This window comes from Clostridium sp. D43t1_170807_H7 (genome assembly GCF_015555905.1).
In the GTDB taxonomy this organism is placed as follows: Bacteria; Bacillota; Clostridia; order Clostridiales; family Clostridiaceae; genus Clostridium.
The window spans coordinates 11,886-25,898 of sequence record NZ_JADNLK010000002.1 but is presented as its reverse complement, the minus strand read 5'-3'; the positions used below and the strand labels follow the sequence as shown (position 1 = coordinate 25,898).

8 protein-coding genes are annotated in these 14,013 nt (G+C 26.7%); all 8 read left to right on the top strand.

Annotated elements, in window-relative coordinates:
• The first annotated feature begins 75 nt into the window (after positions 1-75).
• Positions 76-342: a hypothetical protein gene (locus I2E98_RS01400; protein ID WP_195467193.1), complete on the top strand. Its 267-nt coding sequence runs from the start codon at positions 76-78 to the stop codon at positions 340-342.
• A gap of 125 nt (positions 343-467) precedes the next feature.
• A complete protein-coding gene (locus tag I2E98_RS01395) occupies positions 468-791 on the top strand; it encodes a thioredoxin family protein (protein ID WP_195467192.1) in 324 nt (107 codons plus the stop codon).
• 40 nt (positions 792-831) lie between these two features.
• Positions 832-1,959, top strand: a complete 1,128-nt coding sequence (locus I2E98_RS01390; protein WP_195467191.1) for an SLC13 family permease — start codon at positions 832-834, stop codon at positions 1,957-1,959.
• A 67-nt stretch (positions 1,960-2,026) separates the two neighbouring features.
• Complete coding sequence (locus tag I2E98_RS01385; RefSeq protein WP_243250896.1) at positions 2,027-3,325, top strand: MBL fold metallo-hydrolase; 1,299 nt, start codon at positions 2,027-2,029, stop codon at positions 3,323-3,325.
• A gap of 112 nt (positions 3,326-3,437) precedes the next feature.
• Positions 3,438-4,949, top strand: coding sequence for a bifunctional UDP-sugar hydrolase/5'-nucleotidase (locus tag I2E98_RS01380; RefSeq protein WP_195467190.1), 1,512 nt, complete (start codon positions 3,438-3,440; stop codon positions 4,947-4,949).
• 176 nt (positions 4,950-5,125) lie between these two features.
• Positions 5,126-7,438 carry a cation-translocating P-type ATPase gene (locus I2E98_RS01375; RefSeq protein ID WP_195467189.1) on the top strand — a complete coding sequence of 771 codons (2,313 nt, stop codon included), beginning with the start codon at positions 5,126-5,128 and terminating at the stop codon, positions 7,436-7,438.
• Positions 7,439-7,983: 545 nt separating this feature from the next.
• Positions 7,984-9,642 (top strand): ABC-F type ribosomal protection protein CplR, encoded by a 1,659-nt coding sequence (cplR, locus tag I2E98_RS01370; RefSeq protein ID WP_195467188.1) that lies wholly within the window; start codon positions 7,984-7,986, stop codon positions 9,640-9,642.
• Positions 9,643-10,097: 455 nt separating this feature from the next.
• Positions 10,098-13,919, top strand: coding sequence for a fibronectin type III domain-containing protein (locus I2E98_RS01365; RefSeq protein WP_243250893.1), 3,822 nt, complete (start codon positions 10,098-10,100; stop codon positions 13,917-13,919).
• The last annotated feature ends 94 nt before the right edge of the window (positions 13,920-14,013 follow it).

The window sequence follows — 14,013 nt, the reverse complement described above, 5'->3', positions numbered from 1 at the left end:
GTTAGGTTATAAAAGCTTAAATTATGATATAATATGATTGGATTATAATTTTTGAAAGTTTGTTTCGGAGGGTATATGGAGAATATATTAACAACAATTGAGAGAGAAAATCATATTAGAGAAATATTTTTAAGTATGTTTAGAGAAGAGGGAGTATCAGAAGAGGAATTAGAAAAGGCAATTTGTGAATCATATTGTAAAGAAGGTATAGAGTGTAAGACAATAAAGGATATTCCAATAAATGAGATGGAAGAAGCTATAACTGAATGTTGTGAATCGGCTGGATTGGAGTTTAAAACTTTTGATGATATTTTAGAATATTTTTATAAAAATAATAATTAGAAGATAAATAGCTATTACTTATAAATTTAAGTAGTAGCTATTTTTTTGTAGATTATAGGTATATAATTTAAGAGCAAAGATAAGATTAAAGATATAATTTTTTTATAAAAGGGGTGAAAAATATTTTGAATACATTATTTAGTGAAAATGATATTATAAATTTAGTTAATGATAATAAAATAGCTGTACTATATTTTACAGGAATGGATTGTGGTGCTTGTGAAGCAATAAAATATAAAATTGAAAGTATTTTAAAAAGTTTACCACAAATTAAGAGTGGAGAAATTAATGGGGAGGAAAATTTAGCTTTAGCTGCAAAATATGGTGTATTTTCATTACCTATATTTTTATTATTTATTGAAGGGAAAGAAACATTGAGAATTGGTAGAAACGTAGATTTACTTGAGCTTGAAAGAAATATAAAAAGATATTATGAAATGATATTTTAGGTTAATTTTAAATATTTAGAAATTGAATAGAGGTTTTAAGATGAATTTAGAGTTGAATTTAATAAAGGATAAAAGGATATTTTTAGAATTTATAAAAAAGGAAATAGTATTAATAATTGCAATAACATTAGCTATAGGAACATCACTTATATCATTACCTAAGTTTGAATATATAGATTTTAAAGTAATAATTCTATTATTTAATTTAATGATAGTAGTAGCAGGATTTAAAGAGTTACAGCTTTTAGATAGTATAGCTACTTCATTATTAAAAAGATGTACAAGTTTTAAAGCAATTACATATACGTTAGTATTTTTAACTTTCTTTTCAGCAATGATAGTAACAAATGATGTTGCTTTAATTACTTTTGTACCATTAACATTAATTATAGCTAAAAAAGTTAATGTAAATCCATTAAAGCTTATTGTATTTCAGACATTAGCCGCTAATTTAGGAAGTGCGTTAACTCCAATGGGAAATCCACAAAATCTTTTTATTTACTCTTATTTCAATGTTAATATTATGGAGTTTTTTAAGATAACATTTCCATTAGTTTTATTATCAGTTGTATTTTTAGGTGCTATAACAATGAATGAAAAAAAGGAGAAGTTATATTTTCAAGTTGAAAATATAAAAATAGAAAATAATAGGGATATAATAATATATTCAGTTTTATTTTTCATAACAATACTTTCAGTATTTCATTTAATTGATTATAGAATTACTTTTATAATAACAATAATAGCTATAATGATTTTTAATAAAAGATTATTTAAAAAAGTAGATTATTCATTACTTATTACTTTTGTAGCTTTTTTTATATTTATAGGTAATATATCTTCTATGAGTTTAATTAAAAATTTTATGGTAAATATATTGTCTTCAGAAAAGAGCACATTTATATCATCAATAATATCTAGTCAGTTTATAAGTAATGTTCCAGCAACGATGCTTATTTCAGCATTTACACCGTATTATAAGGAACTATTATTAGGAGTAAATATAGGTGGACTAGGAACAATTATAGCTTCACTTGCTAGCGTAATTTCTTATAAACTCTATATTAACGAATACCCAAAAGATGGCGCTGATTATATAAAAAAATTTACTATTTATAATGTTTTAGGATTAGTTATAATAGGATTGATTATATATTTTTTTATTTAAAATGAAGATTAATTTTAATAACTATAAAGATAACTAGATATAAAATATAACAAAGAGGAGTTGTTTTATGATTATGCTTAAGGATAAAAAGACAAAAATAACATTTCATAGTGGTGTTTTAACAATTGGCGGAACAATAATAGAAATTGCATATGAAGATAGTCATATTTTCTTTGATTTTGGTAGCGAGTATAATCCGTCTGCAGAAGTGCAACCCAATGATTTACAGGGATTATTGGATGAAAATTTAGTGCCATATTTAAATAATATATTTGATCCTAAAATACCTTTAATAGGATATGAATCAAAAGAAAATACTTTTAAAAATACTGCTGTATTCTTATCTCATATTCATTTAGACCATTCTAAAATAGTTAATTACTTAAATCCTGAAATACCGCTATATACTTTAGAAGGGACAAAATCATTACTAAATACTTTGAACATTAATAATGATTTTATTTTTCCTCTATATGAAAAACAAGCTTCTAATACAAGGGAAGTAGTTGGAGTTAAAGAAAATGAAGTTGTTGAAGTTGGAAAAATAAAAGTTAAAGTTATGCCTGTTGATCATGATGCTTATGGAGCTAGTGGATTAGTAATAGAAACACCAGATTTAACTATAGCGTATACAGGAGATATTAGACTTCATGGATATAGAGAAAATGATACATTAAATTTTTGTAAGGCAAGTGAAAATTGTGATGTATTATTAATAGAAGGAGTAAGTGTTTCATTTCAAGAGTTTGGAGATCCTATAAGAGAGACAGAGGCAGTGAATGAACCAGAACTTATAGAAAAAATTAATGAAGTAGTTAATAATAATCCTAATAAACAAATAACATTTAATTACTATATATCAAATGTAGAAAGAATTTTAAATATAATTAAGAGTAATCCAAGAACTGTTGTGTTAGATGCATATTATTCATATGTAGTAAAAGAAGCATCTGGAATTGAAACTTATTATTATCAATTAGATGATAAAGGATATGGGCTAGATGAAAATTTAAAAGTGGATTTTGAAGAATTATTAAATGATGAAAGTAAGTATTTCTGGCAATTAGATACTTTAGCTTTAGAACATATAAATAAATTAAAAAGTGGTGGAATCTATATTCATACTGATGCTCAACCACTAGGAGCGTTTGATCCAGCCTATGAACCATTTATTAAACAGTTCGGGGAGTATAATATAGAGTTTATGAATATACCATGTAGTGGTCATGCTCGTCCTTATGATTTAATAAAAATAATTAACCTAATTAAACCTAAGTTATTAGTTCCAATTCACTCTTATCGTCCAGAAAAACTTTATAATGAAAATGGAGCTGTTTTATTACCTAAAAAGGGTCAAACAATATAATATATTTAAACTAAAGAGAAGATATAGTAGTAGGTTGTATTAAAAATTTAGTAAAAAATTAAATAATAAATTTAATACAGCTTAGCTATTTAAATGGGAAGGAAGATAATATATGAAGTTAGCCATATATCAAACAAGTGATTTGCATGGATATGTTTATCCAACTAACTATGTAAAAGATCAGCCACTTGGAATACTTAAAATAGGAAGTTACATATTAAATGATGAAAAAAATTATGATGCGTCTTTAAAAGTTGATTGTGGGGATTTAATACAAGGCTCAGCTTTAGCACATTATTTATCAAAGGAAAAATTAGATAAAAATCCTATATTAGAAGGATTAGAATTTATAGGTTATGATGCTTATGTTATAGGAAATCATGAATTTAATTATGGATTGGATTATTTAAATAATTCATATAAACTTGTTGAGGATAAAATAATAAATGCTAATATTGAAGGTTTAGATCTTAAAACTAAGCCCTATAAAATATTTGATTTTAAGGGATTCAAAATAGCATGTATTGGACTTACAACATCCTTTATACCTAATTGGGAACATGAAAAAAATATTACTAATTTAGAATTTTTAGATCCAGTTGATATGTATGGGAAATATGAAAAGGAATTAAAGGAAAAGGCAGATTACATTATAGTTTGTTACCATGGAGGATTTGAAAAGAGTTTAGATGGAAGTAATATACCTACAGAAAAGCTTACTAAGGAAAACCAAGGAAGTGAGTTATTAGAAAAATATGATTCAATTAATATGGTTTTAAGTGGACATCAGCATAGGGCATTTATAACTAAAATAAATGGAGTAGTTTGTGCACAACCACTTCATAATGGACAAAAGTTCAGTAAAATTATACTAGATACAGAAACTAAAGAAGCAAATTATGAGTTAGTTGATGTTTCTTTATTAAATGATGAGATTAATAAAGATATGGAAAAAATATTTAATAATGTTGAGTTAAAGTTAAAAGACTACTTAGATAAAGAAATTGGTGAATTTGATAAGGATATACTTATGAATGATATTTTTGAAGCAAGATTAAATGGACATCCATTTATTAATTTCTTACATCAAGTACAATTAGAAGCTTCGGATGCAGATTTTTCAGCTTTATCATTATTTGATAGTGCAATTGGATTTAAGAAAAATGTATCTATTAGAGATGTATTAATAAATTATCCTTACCCTAATACCTTAATGGTTTTAAGAGTTAGGGGAGATAAGTTAAAGGAAGCTATTGAAAAGGCTGCGACTTATTTTGTCATTGATAACGGAAAAGTAAAAATTAGTGATGGGTTCTTAGTTCCAAAGGTTCAAAACTATAATTATGATACTTTTGGAGGACTTGATTATGAAATTGACTTATCAAGAAATTTTGGAGATAGAGTAGTTTCTATGAAAAAGGATGGTAAGAATATTGATTTAGATAAGTATTATAATGTTGTTATGAATAATTATCGTGCTACTAATACTTCAATTTATCCATCTTATGAAGGCGCTGAAGTTATTCGAGAAATTAATGTTGATATAAGTGAACTTATAATTAATTATTTCTTAAAAAATCAAAATATTAAAGTTGTTGAAAAAAGTAATTACACAATAAAGTAGAATTAAAGGAACTGTTGCACAAATTCTTCAATGCAATAGTTCCTTTAATAATATATTATCAATAATATTTAACATAGATTTTACATTTAAGATATATAATAAATGTTATTATTAATTGATATGTAAGTATATGGTGAATGTAATTATAAGAGAAATTGATATGGAGTGTGTTTATTATGGAAGAGCAGCAAACTATATTAGGATTAACAGAAGCGGAAGTATTAGAGAGAAAAGAAAGAGGAGAAATTAATATTGTAGAAGAAAAAACTGTGAAATCTAATTGGGAGATTATATCAAGTAATGTATTTACATTATTTAATTTGTACAATTTTCTTATTGCTATTGCTTTAATGTCAGTTGGAGCATATTCTAATTTAGCTTTTATGTTAATAATTATTTTAAATATATGTATTGGAAGTTTTCAAGAAATACATGCAAAAAATATGGTAGCTAAGCTATCAGTACTTACAGTATCAAAGGTTGATGTAATAAGGGATGGAAGAGAGAAAACTATTCATGTTGATGAAGTAGTTTTAGATGATATAACTATACTAAACATGGGAAATCAAATTTGTTCAGATTCGGTTGTTATTGACGGAAAAGTAGAAGTAAATGAATCTCTTCTTACTGGAGAATCAGATACAATAGTAAAAATGCCTGGAGATAAACTATTTTCAGGAAGTTATGTTGTTAGTGGAAAATGTTATGCTAAGGTTGAAAAAGTAGGTAAGGATAACTTAGCAACAGAAATTACATTAAAGAGTAAAAAGCATAAAAAGGTAAACTCAGAATTACTAAACTCTATGAGAAAAGTTACAAGACTTACAAGTTTTATAATAATACCAGTAGGACTACTATTATTTGTACAGGCGTTCTTCTTTAGAGATCAAGTAATAAAAAGTTCTGTAGTATCAACAGCAGCAGCGTTACTAGGAATGCTACCAAAGGGATTAGTTTTATTAATTAGTATATCCCTAGCAGCTGGAGTAATTAAGCTTGCAAAGAAAAAAGTATTAGTTCAAGACTTATATAGTGTTGAGACATTAGCACATGTAGATACATTATGTCTTGATAAGACTGGTACTATTACTGAAGGTAAGATGAAAGTTTCAAATGTTGAAATATTTAATGAAGATGTAATGCCTATTTCAGTAAATCAGGCCTTAAGTGCATTTGTTAATGAAATAGGAGATAACAACGGTACTTTTCAGGCTTTAAAGGAGTATTTTAAAGAAAATGATACCTTTGAAGTTGACTATAAAAATTCATTTTCATCTGAGAGAAAATGGAGTTCTATTTCATTTAAGGATATAGGATCTATAATAGTTGGAGCACCTGAAAGATTAACAGCTAAAAGTAACTTTGAAATTAAAGAGAATATAATAGAGGCACAAAGACAAGGAAAAAGAGTACTTCTTGTAGGGTTTTCTAAATATGTAGTAGAAGATGTATTACCAGATATAGAGATTATTGCTGCAATAGAATTATCAGATCTTTTAAGAAAAAATGCAAAAGAAATGCTTGGATTCTTTAAAGGAGAAGGTGTAACTGTAAAAATAATTTCAGGTGATAATCCATTGACTGTTTCTAGTATAGCTAAGGAAGCAGGCTTAGAGGATTATGAATCATATATTGATTTATCTACTATAGAAAGTGATGAGGAAATAATAGATTTAGTAGAGGAATATAGTATATTTGCAAGAGTATCTCCAAATCAGAAGAGTTTGTTAGTGCAAGCATTACAAGCAAAAGGGCATACTGTTGCAATGACAGGTGATGGAGTAAATGATGTTATTGCATTAAGACAGGCTGATTGTAGTATAACATTACCAGAAGCAAGTGATGTGGCAAAGCAAGTTTCGCAAATTGTGCTTTTAAATTCTGACTTTAGTGTTTTAAAAGATGTTTTAATGGAGGGAAGAAGAGTTGTAAATAATATTACTAATGTTGCTACAATATTCTTTATAAAAACATTATATTCAGTAATGTTATCAATATTAAATATTATAACTTGTACAGCATTCCCATTTATTCCAATACAAATTACATTAGTGGATCTTGCCATTGAGGGATATACATCATTCTTTATATCTTTTGAACCTAATGGAAAACAAATAAAAGAAAAATTCTTAAAAAGTGTATTAAAAAATTCATTTCCTTATTCTGTAGTTATAATAATAAATATTATTGTACTATATTTCTTAGCTCCAGCTTTAGATATAGCAGAGGCCAAAATGACAACATTAATGTATTATATGATTGGATTTACTAGTATTTTAGCAGTAATAAGAGTATGTAGACCATTTAATAAAATGCGTGTATTTTTATGTACAACAACTGCTATAGGATTTTTCGTAGCAACAATTTTATTTAGAAATTTATTGCATTTAAGTAAGTTAGGTATGCAAGAATTAACAGTGTTTTTAGTAATGGCTACATTAAGTACGATTTTAATTTTAATAAAAAATTATTTAATGAGAGTTAAGTAGAGATATATTTTTAAATTTAATAAAAAAATGGGGCTGTATCAAAATAAATTTTGATACTAGCCGATAAAAAAAAGGAGGGTTCGAATTCGAATCCTCCTTTTTGCACATAATATTTTCATGAAAAATAATGTGTGCAAAAAAAATATTATACACATCCATCAATTAGGATTCCCAATTAATTTAGAAATTATTATACCAAAAGATGATTCAGTAAGAACATTATATTTCAGCTAATATAACAACCAAAGAAGGTATATGTTTAAGAATAAATAGATCTATTCAAGTTGAAGGTGCATAATAAAAACTATATATGAAAATTATATCAGAAGGCATCTAACCTTCTTTTTGTCATGTAAAAACAAAATTAATAGCAATATTTACATAAAAATTAGTGTATAAAATTTTGAACAATTAAAAAGGAGTTGTATTCAGACTGAATTTATTAATTCAATCTGATACAGCTCCTTAGTTCGTAATAAATAAAATTAAAGATTATTAATAAAGATTTTGCACAAACTTTTTATAGAAGTACTTGGAGGTGTGAAATGAAGCTTGCAACAATTAAAAATCTAAAAAAGTATTATGGCGATAGATTAATATTAGATATAGATAAGTTTGAGATAGAAGAAAAAGATAAAATGGGAATTGTTGGTGAAAATGGAGTAGGAAAAACAACATTATTAAAGATTTTACTTGGGGAAATAAAGGCTGATGAAGGCTCAATAACTTTGACAGATAGTTATTCTTATATAAGTCAATTAGATGATGGATATAGAATGTGTGAGAATAGTAAGATTAAAAAAATCTTTAATGTTCCTGATGAATATGAGGATTATTTATCAGGAGGGGAAAAGGTAAAAATGAGAGTAGTAAGTGCCTTAGAAGAAAATGCAAGCCTTATTATTGCTGATGAACCTACCTCAAATTTAGATAGGGAAAGTATAAAGAGTCTAGATAATATGTTTAAAAAGTATAATGGAGCACTATTGATAGTTTCACATGATAGAAAGTTTCTAGATGACATATGTAATGAGATTGTAGAAATAGAAGATGGAAAATTAAAAGTCTATAAGGGTAATTATAGTAAATATATAAGTTTAAAAGAAGAAGACTATGAAAAGCAAAAAAAAGAATATGAAAATTATAGACATGAAAAAGAAAGATTAGAGAATGTAATAAGTGAAAAAGAAGTATTGAGAGATAGAATAAAAAAAGCTCCTAAGGGAATGGGAAAGTCAGAAGCAAAGACTATTAAAATGGGAGATCAGAGAGGAAAAAAGCATATTGAGAATAATATAAAATCAATAGAAAAAAGAATAAAACATATGGAAGTTAAGGTACCACCTAAGAAGAAGGAAAAGATTATTATAAATATAAATGAAGGTAGTGAAGTCGCTTCTAAAAACTTAATAGAAATTAAAGATTTTAAATTATTAGTAGAAGATAAGGTTTTAATAGATAAAATTAATTTAAATATAAGAAATGGAGCAAAGATTGCATTAATTGGAGCTAATGGGTGTGGAAAAACAACTTTATTAAAACAAATTTTAAACAATGATTCAGAAAAAATAAATATATCAAGTTGTGTTAAAATAGGGTATTTTGATCAAAAGCAAGATATTTTAGATAGTGAAAGTAGTATTTTAGAAAATATAAAGAAAGATTCTAAGTGGGATGAAAGTTTTATAAGAATAAATTTAAGTGAATTTGGATTTAAAAATGATTCTGTAAATAAAATAGTGAGTGAATTATCCGGGGGAGAAAGAGTCAAAGTAGCTATATGTAAGATAATATTATCTAATAATAACTTATTAATACTAGATGAACCAACTAATTATTTAGATATAAAAACTATAGAAGCATTAGAAAATGCTTTAGTTAATACAAATAAAACTTTATTATTAGTATCTCATGACATAGAGTTTATATCTAATGTATGTAATCATATAATTGAAATTAAGGATAAAAAAATACATGAATTTATAGGAACTTATCCTGAATACATTAAAAGTTTTGAAAATAATAATAAGAATTCAGAAAATAAGCATTTAGATGATGAGATATTACTTCTTGAAAACAAGGTATCGGAGGTAATTTCTTTATTATCAATAGAATCTGATGAAGAGAAAAAGGAGAAACTTAATGAAGAATATTTAGAACTTGTGAATTCCTTAAAAGAAGTAAAATTAAAAAGAAAATCTTAATGTAGATATTTTTATTATGAAACTTCAGAAGGTAGAAGACTTATTGATGCTTCATATAAAATTAATTATAAGAGAGTTAAGTTGCAATTGACAAAAGTGCAATATGAGTTAGATTAATTAAAAATGTGTAAATTCTAATTAAGGATTTATGCATTTTTTTATTGCTTGAAATTAATGGCTATGGTAGTCAAAGTAATGATAGAAGTTTATTTTTTTATATTAATTATTCATAAGAATATAGGTAAAAGAGATAAGCTGAATATATGTTACTTATTATTATTTTAAATATTTTAATAATAATTAATAAGAATAGAAGTTGAAAAATGAAAAATGATATTAAATTTAATTTTATTAAATAAAATATTAAAAAAAGGGTTTTAAAATGATAAATAATAATATGAAACGTAGAATGCTAAGTTATATTGACTAAATTTAACAAAAAGGAGAGGGCATAAATGAAAAAAATAGTATCATGTACTATTGCAACAGCATTGGCAGCAACAAATTTATCTACTATGTCAGTAGAAGCAATGAATTCAACTACTAAAGTAGATGATTCTGTTAATGTTAATGAAAATATTAATAACTCAACAGAGGTAATTGTTGAAGATACTGATAAAATAGAAAACAATATTGAAGAAAATCAATCAGCTAATGAAAGTGCTAATGATTCAGATTCTGAAGAATCATTAACTGAAAGTAATGGACAAACATTAGAGGAAAGTAATATATCTTCTGATGATAAGTTAGAGAGTGGTGAGGTTGAAATCAACTCAAATGTAGAAGATGAACAATCTAATAATATAGATGAAATTGATGTAAATGAAAAAGAGATTGAAAATAAAGCTACTAACTATGCGCAAGTAAAAAAATATGGAAAATTAGAATTCGATATTAATTTTGCTATGCCAATAATTAATACTGATTCAATACATATTAACTTATTTAATGAAAATCAAAAGATAGGGCAAATATCAGATTTATCAATTGAAGAAGGTACTTTAGATAATGGGTCAACTTATAAAATTGAAAAGCTAAATTCAAAGAAGCAACCATTAGAAGATGGAGATAATTCAATCTACTTCGTACATATTACAGTTGAAAAACTAGAGCTTGGAACATATAGTGCTGAAATTAAATCAGAAAGTTACATAGACACTACAGTAGATAATATAGAAATAAAAGACTTTTCAAAGAGAGTTGTTTTAGGAAATAGCAATAATGAAGCTTTAAAGTATAATGGAGTATTTTTAGCCGGAGATGTTAATGGTGATGGCAAAATAGATATGGGTGATTACAATTTAGTATTTGAAAATATAGGATCATCTAATTCAAAATATGACATTAATAAAGATGGAAAAGTCGATGTTGCTGATTTAACTTATGTTAATGAAAATATAGGTTTAACTAAAGGTAGTGTAGAAATAGTAAATACTGATGCAATATTAGAAGTAGATAAAATTAATATTGATGATAAAAATTTAAAATTAGAGGCAGGTACAGATATAAGAGATATACTTGTAGATAATGATAAGTCAGTTACAATAGCTAAAGCTGATGGAAAAGCTCCAACTGAAGAATCACCATTATCTATTGGTATAGATTTATCAGCAGGAAATAATGAATCTGTAGTAATGGAGAAAATAGTTCTTAAAGCACCTGAAAATTCAAGTAATGCAGATGCAGCTCTTCCAGAAGCAGGAACTGTAACATATGAAGATGAAAATGGAAATGTTGAAACAATAAGCTTTGGAGGTATAGCAGTTGCAGCTTTTAGAAGCACAGACTCAGGAGACTTAGTAATAGATCTTGGAAAACAAGTAGCTGTTAAACAAATTACTATTAATGTAACAGGGAATAGAGGAAATAAAAACATTTCTGAAATAGCTAAGATAGAATTTTTAAATAATGTTTATAAAGAAGTTCCAAAGCCAGATATGAATATTCCTCAAATAAAAACACTTGAAACATCAACAAACTTACATGATGAAAGAATAACAATATCATGGGAAGCACAACCAAATGTAACATCATATGAAGTAACTTATCAAAAGCTTAATGAAAATGGACAAGTTGTTAGCACAAAGAAACTTCAAACAAATGAAACTAATTTAAATATATTAGATAAAGATATTAAGCCTTATGATTTATATAGAGTAAGTATTCAATCATTAAATGGTGATTGGAGCAGTGGTTACTTAACTGAAAATGATGTGCCATCAGCTTTTGATGGAAAAGCAGATAATGTAGATTCAAATTTCAATCCAATTGAAAGCTACTACAATGGCGATAAGGGAAGTGTATCAGAAATACAAGTTGTTCCAATACAATCTCCTGAACCACCAAGAAACTTAACAACAGAACAAGGATATAAATCATTTACAGTAAGTTGGGAGCAACACTCTCAAGCAAGAGACTTTGATATTTACTATAGAAAACTTGGAGATACAAATAAAAATTGGATAAAAGCAAATGAAGATAGAATTGAAGTTACTGAAGATAGTCAACAAGTAGTAAATCCAGATAAGTCTAAGTTAGTAAGAAGTCATAGTTATACAATAAATGAACTTGATGATAATGCTTCTTATGAGGTAAGAGTTACTGCAACAAACCATTTAGGAACTAGTAAGATGAGTGAAACATATATAGCTAGTACAACTTCAGTAAATCCACCAGTTATGTCAGAGTATAAGCTTATTAATAGACCTACTAGCGATAATGAAATAGGAACTACTCATATTATTGATGTACGTAATAAGTTAGATGAAGATGGTTGGGCTAAAGATGATACAGCTTTAACATATGATTCAGAGTATGCATTAGTAGATGGTGATTTTACAACTACATGGAAAGTTAATGATTGGGATACCGGTGCTAGTTACGGGGCTGATAGAGGTTCAGAAATTACATTTGATGATACATATACAATAGGTTCAATAGCATTTGCAGAGACTTTAGAGAAGGGATATAATATTTCTCCATATAAAGTTAAGGTTACTTATTGGGATGAAAACGGAAATAAACATGAAGTACGTACAGAATCAGTTCAGAGAAAAGTTTCTAACAACAATAATTATTATATTGCTAAATTAGATCAACCAATAACTACAAAGAAAATAAAAGTTGACTTTTCAGGATATGCTGGAACTATGCACGCAGTATCTGAGCTTAGATTCTATGAATATGATAGTATAGCAGATGATATTAAGAACTTATATGAAGATGATTTAAGACTTGTTCTTAAAGATACAGTAACTCAACCTATGTTAGATGATTTAGCTAAGAGATTAAATACTCCTGATCCTATAAGCAATGAATATCATCCAGATAAAGAAATATTAGAAAAAGAGTTAGAAATTGCACAAAAATTATTTAACGATAAGCAAGTTTCTGAGAGAATAACAACATTAGATGCTAGCATTAGAACTCCTAATGGAACACCATCTTTAGGAATGCAAAATAGCTATCAATCTTTAGGTAGTGTTGCAAGACCAGGAAAAGACCAAAATAATGAATCTAAATCAATAACTGTATATATGGGTTCAAGCGATCCTAATACAAAAGTTGATATAGTATTCTTACAAAATTATGGAATGCCAGGAGAATATATAAGTAAAGTAACTACAATTTCTCCAGGAAGAACAGAAATAGTAATTCCAGAAATAATTTCAGCAAATGTTGAAAAGGGTGGTCAAGTTATGGCTAGAGTTACTCAAGGATCTACAACTGCTGATGTTCAAATACGTTTAAGTGGAGTTACAGAAATTCCTCATTTAAATGTTAATAATTTAATAAATGATGCTTCTAAAGAAAGTGAAGTTAAAGATAAGATTAGAACATATATATCAGACTTAAAGACTTATGTTGCAGATATTAAAAATAAATACCCAGCACAAGCTAGTGATATAGATAATGCAAATAATATATATACTTACGATGAAAAAACATCAGTTTTAAATACTACAGATATTGAAGGGGATAGATTTACTCTTACTTTACCTGCATCAGAAATATTAAAAGGTATTGAATCAGGATTAGCAGGTAATGTAGATGCTCAAGTTGAAAGAGTTTATGATGCACTTTTAGCATGGGAGCAAGAAGTACAAGTTGGATTTGCTAAGAAAGGTGTATTTGAAGAAGTTCAAGATTTCAATGGAAATGGTCAAATTGATGATGAAGATAGAGCATACTTTAATAAGCACAAAGCACCACTTACAAGATTAAATATCAAATATCAAAGAATGATGGTGGAGTTGCTAAGTCTAGTACAATTTTAACTACTAATACAATAAGTACGCACGAAGATAGTAATGATATTCACTCATGTGAAAGTAATGCAGATTTAAAACTTGCATTAGATGATGATGCTAC